Here is a 17655-nt window from a genome sequence, read left to right as displayed (position 1 = left end):
AGATACATTCGAGAACTTACGGTTGAATACAGGGTAACCTGCCGATTCAACCGTTCTTTTTTATTTTGACAATATGGATCAACGGCTAAGAAGGAGACTTCTATACAGGGGGACGCTCTAAAACATTGTCAGGCCTGTAATGAATGATCTTGAATAACTCCTCGGCCATGTAGGCGGGGCTGTGCTTGAAATCTTGTCTGATCCACTCCATGATCATGCCGAATATCGCATGAGACTGGTAACTTGCCAGCAGTTCAGGGTTGATGTGTTGAGGGAAGATGTGATTCAGATCCTGTAAGGCGAGATCGCGAAGAACATCACAGATCATGCGCTGGAAGTTGGAAGAAGCCTCGGATTGCACAACCAGTGTGTAGAATTGTGCGTGCTGGTGCACATGTTCAAATATGGTGATTGCCGAAGAGGGCATCAGACCAACCTCGAACACTTTCAACCCTTGATAGGGTTTGCGAAAAGAAGTCACCAGATCCTGAATCACATCATCAATGATCTCGTTGAACAGGTCTTCCTTGTACTGATAATGTCGGTAGAAAGTACCTCGATTCAGGTCGGCTCGCTGCACAATATCCGTAATCGATATTTCTTTAAAGGGATGTTTTTGCATCAAATGGATGAGTGCATCCTTCAGTGCAGCTTTTGATTTTTTAATTCTTCGGTCCATTGAACTTAGAGTTTCAGACATCTATTTTCCTCCTCGCTATATAAGTTGAACTAAAGAATATTTACACTGGCCACTTCGATGACAGAACAACCTTCCGATCGCTGTTATCCCCAGATTTTTTTGATTCATTTATAAATGGTAAATCCGGGGATAAAGGCGAACGCTTGCGCTTCTTCAAGTTATTTCTGTCCTCTCCGTTTCGTGTAAATGTTTAGTTCAATTTATATAGTTTACTTTAATAGTTAAAGTACATTTAGGCTTATAAGTGTTGTTTAACGTACAACTGGACAAGCTTTTACTGATTGAAGTAGAACGCTATGACTTATTATACTAAGGATAGGAGTTAATGAACATTTGTTTGTTAACTTATTGTAAACGAATACACAGAGGAGGATACATGAAATGAAACTTCAAGATAAGGTTGCAGTTGTTACAGGTGCTGGATCAGGTATGGGGAAAGCAATTGCTACGTTGTATGCTCTAGAAGGTGCGAAAGTAGTCGTATCGGATATTAACGAAGAGTCCGCACAAGCGGTAGTCAATGATATTAAGGCAAAGGGCGGAGAAGCGATTGTCGTTCTGGCCAATGTAGCCAAAGAAGAAGATGTGCAAAATCTGATTGATACGACGGTGAGCACATACGGTACAGTAGATATTCTGGTTAACAATGCGGGAATTATGGATGGCATGGAGCCAGCAGCGGATGTAACGGATGAGAAGTGGGAGAGATTGTTCGCTGTGAACACGACCAGTGTGATGCGGACAACGCGTAAAGTATTGCCGATCTTCCTGGAAAAACAAAAGGGCGTCATCGTGAACATCGCTTCGGCAGGTGGCTTACACGGCGGACGTGCAGGAGCAGCCTATACGGCTTCCAAACATGCGGTCGTGGGCTTCACCAAAAATACAGGGTACATGTATGCTGAGCAAGGCATTCGCTGTAATGCGATCGCTCCAGGCGCTGTGGCAACCAACATCAGCGCCTCCATGGCAGGTATTAGCCATTTCGGTGCAGGGCGGCAACAGCTTGGCATGGCAATCAACCCACGCATCGGAACGAGCGAAGAGATCGCCAAAGTGGCTTTGTTCCTTGGATCTGACGAGTCCAGCTTCGTGAACGGGACGGTCGTTACAGCAGATGCTGGCTGGAGCTCTTACTAATCCATTCAAGCGCAGCCGAGCATGGAGTACAGAAATAGTATGTAAAGTCAGGAAGCCGCATGTGTATATGCGGCTTCTTTTTTGCACCTACGTATTGTAGATAACAGCATCATAGCCCGTGTAGGACAAACGTTTGCATTACTACACGGATGCTCGAAATGAATCAACTTGAGGGTGGTTTTGGCTTGGAATAGAGTGAGGATTCACGCACGATCAGACGATGGGGAATAATGACCGGATTATGAGGCTGTGATTCCCCGCTTAGAATTTTCAACAACACCTGAACGGCTGTGTAACCAAGCTGATAGGTTCCGATATCTATAGAGCTTAGTGGGGGTGAAGCCAGTTCCGATAAAGCAATATTGTTAAAACTGACGACACTAATATCTTCAGGCACCAGATAATGAAGCTCGGCAAGTGCTCTCAGTACCCCGAATGCCACGTTGTCATCAATGACAACAATTGCGGTGGGTCTGTCCGGTAAGGACATGAACAGCGACATCGCTCTGAAACCACTTTCCTGCAGGAATTCGCCTTCTACAATCCAATCACTATTCGCATCCAGCCCGGCTTGAGCAAGCGCTTTTTGGTATCCTAGCATGCGATCATGCGATAACGTAATGTCCGGTGGGCCGCTGACAAATCCGATTCGAGTATGCCCTTGAGCGATCAGATGATGAGTCGCATCATATGCGGTCTGCACATTATCGTTATCCACCATGGGGGCATTTGGATGAGCTTCACTGCGCCCGATTAACACAAAAGGAAACTTTTCCGCTTCCAAAAATGAAATGATGGGATCGTCCCGTTTGGACCCGAGCAGCAGAATGCCATCCACCCTACGGCCGTGCACAAGGCGGGATATCGCATGCAATTCATTGTCTGATGATGTCTCGGTTGTTAGCAGCAATTCATAATTCATACGGGTGGCATGCGTTATAATACCTCGAAGCAGTTCTCCGAAAAAGTAATTCTGAAACAACTCTTCTGCAGGACGCGGAAGCATAATCCCAAGGGTATTCGTAGTTTTGGAAACGAGGCTCTTCGCCATGATGTTGGGATGGTAGTTCAATTCTTTCATGATTTGCTTCACTTTGAGAGACGTCTCGGTGCTGATTCTGGGATGGTTGGAAATCACCCGTGACACTGTAGAAGGGGAAACACCCGCCAATTTGGCAATATCCTTGATCGTAATCATGTAAAAAAATCCCTTCTGAACAATCGTATAAATATTCTCCTATGGTAATCCAAAGGATACGAGAAATCAATTGCTAACTGCCGAGTAAGGGATGTACGCGAAGTGAAATTAAGGAAGAAAGAGTCAGAACAAGGAAACAGGAAATTACTGTAGGTAGAAGAAGGAAAATGGTTAAAATTGAACGAATATGGCTTGTGCAAACGTTTGTGCAAAGAAAGTACAGTATTGTATGATGTGATTGTTATTGTAGCGCTTACATCGATGCAATTACATGCTTATTGACTTGTTTCTCCCTACATATTGAACGGATAGGTAATCTTGTCTTCCATTTGAGCAAACGTTTGTACAACCGCGAACATGGAATGCAAAACCTGACAACTTACGCAGACAAAAGGGTGAAAAGCGCGAACTTTGTTGGACCAAGCAGAGGGAAGGGGACATTTTACATGAGAAAATGGCAAGGGGCAACATTGTCCGTTATGATGGCGTTTACGCTGGCTGCGTGCTCTACGGGAGGTGGAAGCACATCTCCAACTACGGCAGGTGAGAATCCGGAGGAAGCTGTACAGCTGACAGCCGAGAACCTGCAGCCTGAAGAAGGCGCAACCCTGGTGATCTGGGAGGACAAAAATCAAAGCAGCTTTATTGAGCAAAGAGCCAAAAAATTCGAAGAGAAGTATGGGGTAACGGTCAAAATGGAGGAGTTGCCTCCAACCGATCAGGTAACCAAGCTGACCACGGATGGCCCGGCGGGTCTCGCGGCAGATGTCGTCGTTTTCCCGCATGATAAGATTGGTAGCGCTTCAGAGGCGGGACTTATTCTGCCCAATGACATATTTGAAGCAGAGACCGTAGAGAACACCAGCGACAACGCACTGAAGGCAGTGACGTTCAAGGATATCCTGTACGGCTATCCGTACAGCGTGGAGACCTATGCCCTTTTCTATAACAAGGCACTCTATCCGGAAGCTCCGAAAAACTTCGATGAGATTATCAGTTTCGCCAAGACGTTCAATAATGTGAAGTCCAATCAGTATGCGCTGATGTGGGAATTGCAGCAATTTTACTATAATTATGCGTTCCTGGCTTCGCAGGGCGGTTATATTTTTGGGGACAACGGGATGGACAGTGCAGATCTCGGTCTGAATAATGAAGGAGCCCAGAAGGGTGGACAGTTCTTGCAGACGCTGAAGTCGGAAGTGCTGCCGCTCAAGATGGGGGACGTGAACTATGATATCAAAAAAGGATTATTCTCCAGCGGCAAGCTGGCTATGGACATTAACGGTCCGTGGACCATTGCCGATTATCGCAATGCAGGTATTGATTTTGGCGTTGCTCCGCTTCCTGCAATCGATGGCAAACCGATGACATCCTTCTCAGGCGTTAAAGCCTATTATGTGAATGCATTTACGCAATATCCGAATGCTTCCAAACTTCTGGCGGCTTACCTTTCCAATGAAGAGGCACAGATGGAGAACTTTGACCTGAACGGTACACTTCCTGCAAACAAGAACGTAGCTGCTGATCCGAAGCTGCAGGAGGACCCAATCAATAAGGCATTCCTGGAACAGTTCAACAACTCGACACCGATGCCTTCGCTTCCTGCCATGGACAGCGTATGGGGACCGATCACTTCGGCCATTACGGATATATGGGATACCGATAAGGACGTGAAGGCGTCGCTGGATAACGCTGTGAAACAGATCCAGGAAAGCCTTGCAACCGTCCAATGAGGACGAACGACGAATGCGAAGATATGCATAAGAGCTGCATAGATTGAACTTCATATTTACACAAAAACGGAGAGGACAGAAGGAAGCTGAAGAAGTGAAGCTATAAGCTTTCTGAAAGAAAGCTACTTCGGAAGCATATGCTCGCCTTTATCACCGGATTTTCCCTTTTGGAAAAGGGATCGAAAAAAATCGGGGGATAACAGCGATCGGAAGCTTATTCTGTCATCGGAGTGGTCAGTGTAAATACACTTTTGATCAATGTATACAGGTTAGCAATAGGCGGGGAGGAGAGAGCGAATGCAACAGCAGCATGTCACGGTGCCTGTTGGACCGAACAGGGAAAGACAGCATCGGATGACAGCGGTTATATGCTCCATCATACTGCAAGGTCTTGGACAGCTGTACAATCGACAATGGATTAAGGGGATTTGTCTACTGTTACTGGAGGGAGCAGGGCTTGCGTACCTGCTTCCTCGCCTGTCACAAGCCGTATGGGGCATATGGACACTGGGGGAAAATACACAGCGTTTTGTCAAAGTGAATGGGTCCACTGTACTTCAAAGGGGAGACCATTCCATCTTTTTGCTGCTTGATGGCATTATCGTATTGCTGGTGTTTTTTGTGTTTATCCTGATCTACATCCTGAATATTCGGGATGCGTATGTCACGGGGCTCGCGAGGGAGGAAGGCAAGCAGACCCTGGGCGCAGCGGCATCGCTTCGGAACATGATGGACAAAAACTTTCCGTATCTATTCCTGTCCATCCCGGCCCTGGGCATTCTTTTCTTCACCGTTATGCCCATCCTTTTTACGATCACGATCGCGTTTACCAATTATTCAGCCCCGGATCATATTCCGCCAGCAAAACTCGTAGACTGGGTAGGCTTCAAGACGTTCAGTGATCTGATCCAGCTGAAATCCTGGAGTCAGACATTCTACGGCGTGCTGACCTGGACGGTCATCTGGGCCATCCTGGCGACAGTCACCACCTATTTTGGCGGTGTGCTAGTAGCACTGTTGATTGAACAGCGGGGCATACGCTTCAAGAAGCTGTGGCGGACGATCTTTATTTTGCCTTATGCGATCCCACAGATCATCTCCTTGCTGCTCATGCGTAATCTGTTCAATGGTCAGTTTGGTCCGATCAATACGTACATGAGAGCGTTTGGGCTGGAGGGATTACCCTGGCTGACAGATCCGTTCTGGGCTAAGGTCACCGTCATTGTCGTGAACATGTGGATCGGTATTCCGGTCAGTATGGTGCTGATTCTGGGTGTATTGACAGCCATCCCTCGTGATCTCTACGAGGCTGCCGAAGTGGATGGTGCATCGGCATTCCAGAAGTTCCGTATCATTACCATGCCGTTCATTCTTTTTGCCACAACCCCGGTACTCATCATGCAGTTCGCCGGAAATTTCAACAACTTCAATGTCATCTTCCTGCTGACCAACGGGAATCCGCTGCGGGGAGACTACCAGTACGCGGGGGCAACGGACCTGCTGGTGACCTGGCTCTACAAGCTCACGCTCGACAATAACAAATTCAACATGGCTTCAGCGGTAGGCATTATCATCTTCCTCATTATCGCTTCATTCTCCATCTGGAACTTCCGCCGCTCCAAATCATTCAAGGAGGAGGACATGATTCAATGAAGACACGTAATAATCCGCTACGTTTGGGCCTGAGTTATGTGCTGTTGCTGATCATCGCCGTCGTCTCCATCTATCCGGTACTCTGGATCTTTCTCTCTTCCCTGAGACCCGGCGCGGCATTGTTCAGTGAACGGTTATGGCCGGAAGCTTTCACGCTGACCCATTACGGCGAGCTGTTCAATAACCCGTCCTTTATGTACGGCAGATGGTACATGAATACGCTGAAAATCGCCTTTTTCACAATGATCTTCTCCACGTTGATGGTGACACTCGGGATGTATGCCTTGTCCCGCTTCCGCTTCCGTGGACGTAAAACGATTCTCTCCACCATGCTGATCCTCGGCATGTTCCCGAGCTTCATGAGCATGATTGCAATCTATATCATTTTGCTGCAAATTAAATTGCTCGACACCCATGCTGCGCTCATCCTGGTCTATTCTTCAGGAGCGGTACTGGGCGGATTTATCGTCAAAGGTTTCTTTGACACCATCCCGCGCAGCCTGGACGAAGCGGCGCGCATGGATGGTGCGAGTCACCTGCGGGTATTCACCAGCATCATCCTGCCCTTATCCAAGCCAATGCTAACTTATGTGGCGCTGACCAGCTTCACGGGTGCGTGGATGGACTTTATCTTCGCCCGGCTGGTGCTGCGAACGAAGGAGAACTGGACGCTTGCAGTAGGCATGTGGGATCTGGTCAACCGGTACCAGGACAGTAACTTTACGATGTTCGCTGCGGGTGCAGTTCTGATCGCCATTCCAATTACACTGCTGTTCGTTTTCCTGCAACGATTCCTTGTTCAGGGTCTGACGGCAGGAGCTTCCAAAGGGTAATACCGTGCCATAACAGCATAGTCAGCCGCGATACCTGCGGCACTCCAACCAGGCACTTCCGTGATGTCATGTCTTTGTCGACTGGCACTGCTGCGGAAGTGCCTGGTTCTGTATGGGCTCGAATCATGATTAGGGAGGAACGTGATGTATGGGCATGAACCCGTCCAGTGAGCCCGAGATTACGGGATACCAAGATGGACAAGCTGCGTTGCATAATACCAAAGCTCCGCGAACACTATGGCATAATGTCACTTTCCGCAGGATATTGTACGGCTACGGCATTTCGGTCTTTGGGGATTGCTTCAATGGGATTGCGATCAGCCTGTGGGTGCTACAGACCACTGGGAGTGCGAAGAGCATGGCGGCTGTACAGATCTGCAATATGGCCGTCAGCTTTCTGTTTGGATCGGTGGCGGGTACGGTCGCGGACCGATTGGATCGCAGGAAACTGATGCTGGCCTCGGATGTATTTCGGGGCGTAATGGCTGTACTGATTGCGATTAGCTTGTTCGGTTGGCATGCGCCGTTCCCGGTGGTGCTGCTGTTGCTCTCACTCTCCATGTTTTCAAGTCTTTTTCAGGCACCTGCATTCCACGCATCTGTAGCAAGTATGGTAGGCAGGGAACATATTCAACAAGCAACCGGAACCATTCATATGGTGGATAATCTTGCCCGGATCAGTGGACTAGCCGCAGCGGGAGTGGCTGTTGCTGCATTTGGCGGATTCGTTGCCATATTAATTACAGGGGCAACCTTCCTGTTGTCCGCAGTCTGTGTACTGATGGCGGGCCGCTTTCCAGAGGTACAGCGATCCGTTAGTCAGGTGACCACGTTTGCTCAGGAGTGGCGCAGTTCATTTGGCTACATCTATCGGAATCGTCTGATCCGATCCATTGTATTACTCAATCCCGTCCTGATTTTGTTTTTCATGTCGGCGATGATGCTGGTTCAAGTGATGGCGGTCAAGGTATGGGAGGCGAATCCGGTGCAGTTTGGATTGATTGAGACATGTATCCCGCTGGGATACATAATTGGCTCTGCACTGCTGATTGCTTCGGGAAAACGATTGAAGCGAAGAGGGAGATGGGTGTTTATCGGGCTGATTGTCTTGGGACCGATATATATTCTTTTATCGAACATATCCTCGCCAATGATGGCGCTGCCGTTAATTGTGGGCGGAGGTGCGATGTTCGCCTGTTGCACAATGCTCACCCAGATTATGCTCAGGACAGCGGTTCCGGACGAACTGCAAGGAAGGGTCTATGGCGTAGTCGGCACCATTACCAGTACGGCACCCATTCTGGGATTGACGGTGGTCTCCGTATTGGCAGATCAATGGGGGGCAGCTTCTGTGCTACAAGGGGTCGGCATATTGCTGCTGGCGACAGGTATTCTGGCAGCCACCACATTGAAGTCCATCCGAACCTATCATTAGAAATGTGAGGAAATTATATAGCATAATCCAATAGCAAAACCCGGAGCATACGCTGTGTTAGCGTAACTCCGGGTTAGCTTGTAGACGGATTATCTTATTGCCAGTTTACATTGACTGTGGCTGTACCGCTGGTTGGTGTGGTGAACGTGTGGTTGGAACCACCTTCCCACGTAATGGTAGCGCCATTTTTCTTGAAGAATTTGAACTCCAGTTGTTTCCCGGCAGGCACGCTCACATCATAGTACCAGGTTGGGTAGGCATGGATAACCTGATTGAAAGCAGGCCCAATAGCTGTTGCACCCGTACTCCAGTTACCGAGTTCTGCCACGTTACCTGTCAGATAGATGTTCTGACCCAGTGTAGTGGAAGCGTTGTTAATGACAAATCGTACAGTAACCTGATCACCGGTAAGGATAGTGAAGTTGTTATACGCATTGCTGTTGATGCCATTCGCAGCTACTTTTACAGCGTAATTGCCTGCTGCAACAGCTGGAATGGTAACTTTGATCTGTGTATCCTCCCATGATGTAATGGCTGCACCGGTAACGGCTGATGTACCGAAGTATACCGTACCTTTGGTGGAACCGAATCCACGTCCACTAATCGTAACGACATTACCCGGCTTGCCCATGACAGGACCCACATGTCCGATAGTTGGTGTCGTTTCGCTCGTGGTATACTGCCAGACTGCGGTTGCTCCGGCAGCCAGCGTGAATGAAGAGACGGTGCCATTGGTGGAAGTGATGTTATTACCGTTCAGTGCGCCGCCCAGTACATCGGTGTAGTTGCCTGTTGGAAGTGAAGTGCTCAGATTCGTGATACTTGTTGAATTGGAGAGATTACGATTCACTGCAACCACGGCTACGCTGTTACCGAATTTGCGTTCATAGACGTACACATCATTGCTGATCCAGCGCTGCTGGGTAGATCCATACGCGATAGCCGGATTCGATTTGCGCAGAGGTGCCAGCTTGCTGATCACGTTGAAGGCAGTGGTTGTTTTGGAGAAGGATGGCATTTTGGCCCGATTATCAGGATCCCCGTTACCCGTCAGATACTGCTCGGTACCATAATAGATAGCAGGTACGCCGCGTGAAGTCAGCGTGAAGGCCAGCGCCTGTTCCAGACGACGATTGTTCACGGCACTTGTTTTGAACCGATCCATATCATGGTTGTCGATGAACGTAACTTGATCATTCACCTGATTGTAATCTGCTGCTGTGCCCGTAATCATCGAATCCAGAGCATACATGTTGGATGTGTTATCCCGGAAGACGTCACGTACAGCAGAGTTAAAGCGGAAATCAAGCAGGCTCATCCCGGATTCATTGGCAAATTCCGTGTTATCCGCATCCGATGCAGCAGATCCGAGGAACCATTCACCGAAGGTGAATACAGGTTTATGTGCATAGATGGAGGACATCCAGCTCTTTTGCCAGCCGAGAGGCATATGTTTCACCGCATCAACGCGAATGCCGTCCACGCCCATATCAAGCCATAGCTTGATCGCGTCTTTGAAATATTGATCAATGGTACTGTTATTGTGATTCAGGTCAGCCAGGTCATAGAGGTTTTTGTAGATACCATTCTCCAGGGAGGAAAAATCGGAGCCGCCGTTGTGATGGAAATATCCATTCGTATCATTCGTGTATCCGCCAACAAGATTACCGTTATCGTACAACTTGCCATTCTCAGCAAAGGACGTATCGGTTTCCATGGCAGGAGACGTATGGTTTGGTGCAAAGTCAACTACGATCTTGATACCTTTGGCATGAGCGGTTGTAATCAGATTTTGAAAGTCAGCCATCGTTCCGAAATACGGATTGGTCTTCTTGAAGTCACGTGCCCAGTAGCCATGATACGCTGTGTTGATCACGCCGCCGTAGTTGATCGTAGCGAAGATATTTTCGACCGGCTGGGAGATCCACAGTGCCGTAACGCCCAGATCGCTGAAATAGTTATCGTTGATTTTGTTGATCAAACCCTGCCAGTCGCCGCCACAATACAGCTTCAGGTTGCTACAAGTGGCATCGTAGGCAGCTCCGGTGGGATTGTTGGAAGGATTGCCGTCCAGGAAGCGATCCGTAAAAATCTGATAGATGACGTCTGTGCTGAAGTTCTGCTTGTTGGTAACCGCGGTATCCGCATCGGCATAGATCGCGGAAGCAGGCAGATAGGGAAGTGCGCCCCCTGCAAGTAAACTGAGTGTCAGTGTTGTGCTGAGGAGTACGCGTTTGGCCATTTGAAACATAGTAATCCACCCTTCTCGTGAATGTAGTAGTTTAGATAAACAACCAACCTGGCTTTTGAATAATAGCGCTTTCAATACAACGGAATGATACGCAGCGGATTGAAGACTTCCCCCCTTTTGACACGCCAACAACCCCGGCATCTCCTTCGGGAGTTACCGGGGTTGTCCTAAACCACTCTGGTTTAAAAGCATGGCCCTCGAGTTATGATCACAACGCTATCGTAAGAAATATTGGATCTTATGTCAATAACTTTTTTGAGAGCATTTATTTTCTATTTTTATGTTTACAAAAGCATGTCCGGGGATTTAAACTATTCGCAGATTCACAATATAAGGGCTATGTATTCCAGGGACATTCACGTGTTCTGGGACAACCCCGTCTCTTCTGAGGCGGGGTTATTTGTCTATGATGCAGTCGAATCGGGAGAAGAAAGGCGGTTGATGATCAGTTGAGTACCCATTCTGTTATCGAATGTTTGGAAGGCGTTCAGGCCTCGCAGCTCGGCAATATCCGCAATATTTATGTGTATCTCCCGCCCGGTTATCATGGGCAGACAGACCGGCAGTATCCTGTGCTGTACATACATGCAGGGCAACGGGCGTTTGGCCCATCTGGATCAGGCAATGAAACGTGGAATATGGATCAGGCAGCGGACGGTCTGATTGCCTCCGGGCAGATTGAATCACTGATTATTGTCGGTATTGCACATGTCCGTCCAGTCACGCACAACGAATTCTACCACTTCATTGCTCCTGAGAGAGAGGCCGTGAGTGTGGGGTGCTCAGGCATCGCCTATGAGCATTTCATCATTCATGAGCTCAAGCCGCTCATTGATCATCGTTACCGTACACTGCCGGACAAGTCGAATACCGGGCTGATGGGTTCATCTGCCGCGGCACTTTGTACATTGCACATGGGGATGCGAAATCCGGATGTTTTCGGAAAATTGATCATGATGTCGCCATTCTATGTGGATGTGCAATTGGACGAATCATCGGAAAGCGGACTGTTGGAAGAAGACATGTACCGCTTGCCAGAGGAGTTGCCCGTCGTTCGAATGTGGATGGATATTGGAGATACGGAAGGTTTGTTTCTGCCCTCCCAGGTCAGAAGGGTAGCTCATCAACTGCTTGAACGGGGAGTCAGCTCGGGTGAGGAGTTGGCATTTCTGGAACAGCCGGATGCTTGTCACCAGGAAGGCGACTGGGGAGCACGCGTTCACCTTCCGTTACTGTACATGTTCGGTCACGTGGGTAAGCCATCTTCACTCGAACTGCTTGGCAGGGATGTCATCGGGCTACGGGGTGGAATGAATGTCTGCATCAATGGACGAATGCACTACGAAAGCGGATTCGTCCAGAGTCTGTTGCAAGGGAACTATTCATCGAGTGCTCCGGATGTACTTCAGGTTCGTGCGAGTGGAGAGCTAATTCCTATCGGTATTGGGAGTGCATCCATCACTCTGACTGTGGGGGAACTGTCTACTACACGCATCTATACGGTCATTCCTGAATTGTCTACGCACGTAGAGGTCTGCATTCGTGCAGAGGTAGCTCCCGACGAAGATTCGGAGGAAACGATATATGGTGGCATGGGCATGAAGCTGGTTCGTTCCGGTAAAGGTCGATATGAAGGTTGTTACCAAGTCCCGCGCGATAGTGGGTTCTCCTTCCGGTTTACACGTGGTTTCCGGCGTTTTGAGACTAATATGGACGGCAAGCCTATTGCCAATCGGGTATTTCGAGCAACAGAGGATATGTCTGTGCATTACCAAATCCAGTCATGGGGCAGTACGTCTGCCAAAATGGGAACAGGAGGCAAAAAATGATCATTCACTCATTCGCTCCGGTGCTGGACATTCCCTATTATTATCCCTGCAATTTTCCTCTGATTCATGAAGTGCTCCATCGTCAAGGATCCATCACAAGTCTTGCGCTGCTGGCGGCAAGTCGGTTGTATAGCCTTCCTTCATGCGGGGATAACGGACTGGTGAAGCCTTATTTTCACAAGCTGGATTATGTAGAACCGATCTGGGAGATGTATGGTCAGCGCGAGCTGGGAAGCTTCGAGGAGGGGAAGACGCTGATCCGGCAGCATATCAGCGAGGGTGAGCTTTTTTTGGCTACAGGAACCAGTTATCATCTGCCTTATTGTGAGGATTATCAGAATCCCGAGTACATTCGCAAACACGTGAAGCAAGGCTCCCGACTGCATCTGGTAGACCATTGGATTGCCGTGTATGGTATGGAAGATGAGTATGTTCATGTCTATGATCCCGTTCCCTCCAAGTATATGGGGAAGGTTGCTCAAGCAGCCTTTCATGACTTCTGGAAAGGTAACCAAAGCATACCCGAGCTTGCGCAAGCCAAGCGCAAAGAAGAACTTCGAACGTATGGCACCATGGACATTCGGGCGACTGTGAAACTGGACTCTGCGGGTTATCGCCATATGTTGACCCAGGCGCTGACAACACAGATTGAAGAATTTCTGACAGGCAGGACGATTACACAAGGAGAGCGCAATTATTATTTTGGACATGCGGTGTCTCTGCAACTGATAGATGCATTGTATGCGGAGGATGAAGGGAAGCAGGCCAATGAAATGCTGATATCCGGTCTGCTGTTTGATATGCGATGGAGCCGGTATTTTCTGCGGGATTTGCTTCAGGAGTCAGTCTTATGGCTAGGTTCTCCACTTGATCAATATGCGAGAGAATTTAGCGAAATTATCGTCCGGTGGGAGAAGGCATACAATAGGCTTCAGGTCAGTCGGATGAAGCAGCGTGAGCAGTGGAAAGTACAGCTAACAGGTGTAATTAAAATGTTGGTTACCGATGAATGGCAATGGTATGAGTCACTTCGACAGTCCATACCTCAAGCAGATTGCTTCCAACGTCAGACCGTGCCGATGATTGGACAAGAACACAGGGAGGCTCTGCTCCGTATCGTGTTGGATAGTTGCCAGGAGTTGAATGCATACCATAATACATCGATTCCACTGGGTGAGGGTGGTAACGCTCCGCTGTACGGACGAAGTGGGCAACTGGATTCGCTGGAACTCGTGTCATTGCTTGCAGTGGTAGAGCAGGGAATCGAAGATCGATGGGGTACGGGTATGGGAGCCGCTCTGGCGGAGATGGCAGCTGCCTCTTTGCCGGAAAGCCCCTATCAGACCGTAGGTTCCCTGGTTGATTATCTCGCACAGCAATGGTCACCTGCCCGTGAGGAGGATGCAGAATGGTGAACCAATTCTTGCTTGAGCGATTCGCAGAACAGGGAGAGCATCCTGCGCTGATCTGGAAGGATCAGGAGTACAGCTATCGGTGGCTGCTGGAACAGGTTGGCATCATGAGTGCGTGGATTACGGCAGAAGGGCTGACAGGGCAACTCGTCACGCTGGAGGAAGACTATTCCCCTTATGCAGCGGCAGCATTGATTGCTTTGCTCGGACAAGGTTGTATCGTGCTTCCGATGGATCGGCATCTGGTTGAAGTCAAACGACAGGAATATATCCTGCTGGCACAAGTGGAGAGGCGTTTGGGTGTTGAAGAAGGCAAGTTGTGCATTCGGCAAACATGTGACTACTCTGGAGAGGTTCCTTTGTTGTTATCGTCACTTGAACAGGAAGGCGTTGGGGGACTGGTACTCTTTTCATCTGGATCAACCGGAGTAAGCAAGGCGACTGTTCATCGTGCAGACCGGCTATTACAGGGTTTTCGGCGACAGGTTCGGCCCTTGCGAACGATTCCATTCATGATGTTTGATCATATCGGCGGTGTGAATACAATGCTACAGACCCTGTCCAGTGGGGGTTGTCTGTGTATCATTGCGGATCGATCACCTGAAGAAGTGTGCCGGACGATTGAGAAATTTCGTGTGCAGGCCCTGCCAGTCTCCCCAACATTCATGAATCTGTTATTGTTGGGCAGAAATGATGAGGGGTACGATCTGTCCAGTCTCGAAGTGGTGTCGTACGGATCGGAAGTGATGCCAGAAGCTGTTCTGACAGCCTGGAACCGGAAGTTTCCACAACTACGGACGATCCAAGCCTATGGCATGTCTGAACTTGGCATTCTGCCAACCCGCTCCAAAGAGCCAGGCTCATTGCTATTCTCCATTCAAGATGAAGGGGTCAAGTGCCGGGTCGTGGAAGGAGAATTGCAGATCTATACAGAAACCGCGATGATCGGATATCTGAATGCACCATCCCCCTTTACCGAGGACGGGTGGCTGCGAACAGGCGATGAAGCTGTGTTGGAGCAGGGGTACATTCGCATTCTGGGACGTCGTTCCGAGATCATTAATATAGGCGGACGGAAAGTGTATCCTGCCGAAGTTGAGGGTGTTCTGGAACAGATGGAATGTATAGAAGCAGCCGTAGTTTCGGGAGAACAGAGCGGTATCACTGGTCAGAGGGTGAAGGTGACCGTACGACTGGCTACAGAGTGTACTCTTACAGATCTGCGGCGGTCTATCTGGGCATATTGTCGGGACAAGCTGCCTTCATACAAAATTCCGCAGAAAATCGTGATTACGCAAGAGGTGCTCGTAAGTTCGAGAATGAAGAAAATACGAAAACCGATGATTCCGGTGCCTATCGCCTCGTCTGGGGAAGAGGTCGCGGCCACCACTCAATATCAGGCGGAGAGTAGAGAACCGCATCCATACTTTTAGGACTCCAAATAGGCTGTCCCTGGTCATCAATATGACCAGGGACAGCCTATTAGAGTTATATTCCCTTGTTAGCCGTATTCATATCAGGCTTTCGCAGGTTGTTTGATCTCCATTTGCAGTAAGGAGAATCCGTATGCTTCCAGATCGAGTGTTAGTTTATTTTGCCGAGCTTGCACGGCGTTGGATGTGAACAGATTTCGCCAGATGTTACGATCTCCCAAGGGGAGTTCAAGGGTACACGGTTCATCACCAGCATTAAGCACAAGAAGCATACGCTCACCTGAAATCGAATCCAATCGTTCGATGGCAAGACAGGGATCTCCGGCTTTCGCATATACGATCTTCAGTTCCGTGCTGCGTAGAGCAGGGTGCTCTTTACGAAGGGCAATGGTACGGGTGAAGAATTCCAGAAGCTCACGGTTCTGCTTGGCCTCATCCCACTCCATACACTTGCGACAACCCGGATCATATCCCCCATCAAGTCCCACTTCGTCTCCATAATAGATACATGGCACGCCTGGGTACGTAAGTAGCAACGTAACCGCAAGCTTCATCTTGCGCTCATCTCCATCACACAAGGTCAGCAGTCTGGGTGTATCATGACTTCCGAGCAGATTGAAGGCGGCTTCCGTGACAGGCTGTGAATAAGCTGCGAGAAGTTTGCCGATCTCATTCGCGAAGCCAAGTCCATCGAGCTTGCCATGCACCGTATAGTCCAATACCGAATTGGTAAACGGATAATTCATCACGGCATCGAACTGGTCTCCCTGAAGCCACATGAGCGAATCATGCCAGATCTCACCAAGCAGGTAGGCGTCGGGCTTGATGGCTTTTACCGTCTGACGGAATTCGCGCCAGAATTGATGATCCACCTCGTTGGCCACATCGAGCCTCCATCCGTCAATGTCCATCTCCTCAATCCAGAAACGTCCTACCTCCAGCAGATATGCCTTCACTTCAGGGTGTTCCGTATTTAGCTTCGGCATAAGCGGTTCAAAGGCAAAGGTATCGTACGTTGGAATGCCATCCTCGACACGCGGCGGCCAGTCTTTGATATAGAACCAGTCTGCGTAGGGGGAAGAGGCTCCATTCTTCATGACATCGACAAAAGGAGGGAACTCTCTGCCGGAATGATTGAACACCGCATCCAGAACGACGCGTATACCGCGCTGATGACAGGCCTCTACAAAGGACTTGAACTGTTCATTGGTTCCAAAGTGGGGATCAACCTTCATGTAATCGCCTGTATTGTATTTGTGATTCGTAGTGGCCTCGAACAGCGGACAGAAGTAGATGGCATTGATGCCAAGCTTGCTTATATGATCCAGATGATCCAGCACACCTTGCAGATCTCCACCAAAGAAGTTCACTGGTGTGGGTTCCCCTCCCCAGGGTTCTGCATGGTTTGGACTGATGGATGGATCGCCATTGGCATAACGTTCAGGGAAAATCTGATAAAACACAGCGTCCTTAACCCAGGCAGGCGGTTCAAAAATGTCGACTGGGTTCATAAATGGAAAATCAAAGAATTCGAGTGGATGATCAGGCAGCGCCTGCTCGAATCCGCGCTCCGTCATCCAGACTGATTCCTCTCCCTGAATCAATTGGAATCCATACCGTAATCTGCGATAGGGAGGTGAGGTCTCGGCTTCCCAATAATCGAACATTTCATCTTGAGCAAAGATATGCATGGGGATGTGCGTGATCGTCCGATCCCAGGCATATTTGTCTCCGGTAATGGCAATCACCGCATCCAGGTCCCCACGTTTGGACCGAAGTCGGAGGTGCATGGTCGAGCGGTCATAAGCATAAGACCAATTGAGTTTTGGGCGATGGTAAACGGCTTCAAGAATCATGTGAATCACTCCTCATTAGATGATGAAATTCAGATAAATGTGGCCATTAAACGCAAAAAAAGGCACAACCTCAATTGTTCACGAGGTTGTACCTTTCGGCAGCATAGCCTTTTGATTATAGTGCTATTATACGAACTAACTCAGCAAAAGAAAACACTTTTTTTCCTTAAATTTCAAAATTA

12 protein-coding genes are annotated in these 17655 nt (G+C 48.9%); 8 read left to right on the top strand and 4 right to left on the bottom strand.

Features of this window, described 5'->3' with window-relative positions:
• Positions 1 to 100: 100 nt before the first annotated feature.
• Positions 101 to 700: a TetR/AcrR family transcriptional regulator gene (locus tag AC4G47_RS25435; RefSeq protein ID WP_491103362.1), complete on the bottom strand. Its 600-nt coding sequence runs from the start codon at positions 698 to 700 to the stop codon at positions 101 to 103.
• Between the two features lie 381 nt (positions 701 to 1081).
• Between AC4G47_RS25435 and AC4G47_RS25430 the strand changes: the two genes are divergently transcribed.
• Entirely contained in the window at positions 1082 to 1840 is a 759-nt protein-coding gene (locus AC4G47_RS25430; RefSeq protein ID WP_491103360.1) for an SDR family oxidoreductase, read from the top strand.
• Between the two features lie 163 nt (positions 1841 to 2003).
• On the opposite strand, the gene AC4G47_RS25425 is transcribed toward AC4G47_RS25430, so the two are convergent.
• Positions 2004 to 3038 (bottom strand): LacI family DNA-binding transcriptional regulator, encoded by a 1035-nt coding sequence (locus AC4G47_RS25425; protein ID WP_491103358.1) that lies wholly within the window; start codon positions 3036 to 3038, stop codon positions 2004 to 2006.
• Positions 3039 to 3484: 446 nt separating this feature from the next.
• Here AC4G47_RS25425 and AC4G47_RS25420 point away from each other — a divergent pair, with 446 nt between their 5' ends.
• The 4 genes from AC4G47_RS25420 to AC4G47_RS25405 all read left to right on the top strand — a co-directional run bounded on the left by AC4G47_RS25420 (position 3485) and on the right by AC4G47_RS25405 (position 8692).
• On the top strand, positions 3485 to 4771 hold the full coding sequence (locus tag AC4G47_RS25420; protein ID WP_458125400.1) for a sugar ABC transporter substrate-binding protein: 1287 nt from the start codon (positions 3485 to 3487) through the stop codon (positions 4769 to 4771).
• A gap of 297 nt (positions 4772 to 5068) precedes the next feature.
• Entirely contained in the window at positions 5069 to 6424 is a 1356-nt protein-coding gene (locus tag AC4G47_RS25415; protein WP_491103356.1) for a sugar ABC transporter permease, read from the top strand.
• Positions 6421 to 7257, top strand: coding sequence for a sugar ABC transporter permease (locus tag AC4G47_RS25410; RefSeq protein WP_458125402.1), 837 nt, complete (start codon positions 6421 to 6423; stop codon positions 7255 to 7257). The genes AC4G47_RS25415 and AC4G47_RS25410 overlap by 4 nt, the downstream gene beginning before the upstream one ends.
• 148 nt (positions 7258 to 7405) lie before the next feature.
• The gene (locus AC4G47_RS25405; protein WP_491103355.1) at positions 7406 to 8692 is read left to right on the top strand and encodes an MFS transporter; all 1287 of its coding nucleotides are present in this window, start codon (positions 7406 to 7408) and stop codon (positions 8690 to 8692) included.
• Positions 8693 to 8786: 94 nt separating this feature from the next.
• On the opposite strand, the gene AC4G47_RS25400 is transcribed toward AC4G47_RS25405, so the two are convergent.
• The gene (locus AC4G47_RS25400; protein ID WP_491103354.1) at positions 8787 to 10943 is read right to left on the bottom strand and encodes an alpha-amylase family glycosyl hydrolase; all 2157 of its coding nucleotides are present in this window, start codon (positions 10941 to 10943) and stop codon (positions 8787 to 8789) included.
• Between the two features lie 449 nt (positions 10944 to 11392).
• Here AC4G47_RS25400 and AC4G47_RS25395 point away from each other — a divergent pair, with 449 nt between their 5' ends.
• From AC4G47_RS25395 to AC4G47_RS25385, 3 genes are read left to right on the top strand one after another with little or no spacing between them, the layout of a single operon-like run.
• Positions 11393 to 12772, top strand: a complete 1380-nt coding sequence (locus AC4G47_RS25395) for an alpha/beta hydrolase (protein ID WP_491103353.1) — start codon at positions 11393 to 11395, stop codon at positions 12770 to 12772.
• A complete protein-coding gene (locus tag AC4G47_RS25390) occupies positions 12769 to 14187 on the top strand; it encodes a cysteine peptidase family C39 domain-containing protein (protein WP_491103351.1) in 1419 nt (472 codons plus the stop codon). Before AC4G47_RS25395 ends, AC4G47_RS25390 begins: the two co-directional genes overlap by 4 nt.
• Positions 14181 to 15617 (top strand): ANL family adenylate-forming protein, encoded by a 1437-nt coding sequence (locus AC4G47_RS25385; protein WP_491103350.1) that lies wholly within the window; start codon positions 14181 to 14183, stop codon positions 15615 to 15617. Before AC4G47_RS25390 ends, AC4G47_RS25385 begins: the two co-directional genes overlap by 7 nt.
• A gap of 83 nt (positions 15618 to 15700) precedes the next feature.
• Here AC4G47_RS25385 and AC4G47_RS25380 read toward each other — a convergent pair whose 3' ends face one another.
• Positions 15701 to 17473 carry an alpha-glycosidase gene (locus tag AC4G47_RS25380; RefSeq protein ID WP_491103349.1) on the bottom strand — a complete coding sequence of 591 codons (1773 nt, stop codon included), beginning with the start codon at positions 17471 to 17473 and terminating at the stop codon, positions 15701 to 15703.
• Positions 17474 to 17655 lie beyond the last annotated feature (182 nt).

The organism is Paenibacillus sp. Negev47 (genome assembly GCF_058313655.1).
The sequence above is the reverse complement of the archived record's forward strand: the minus strand, read 5'-3'. Positions and strand labels throughout refer to the sequence as shown.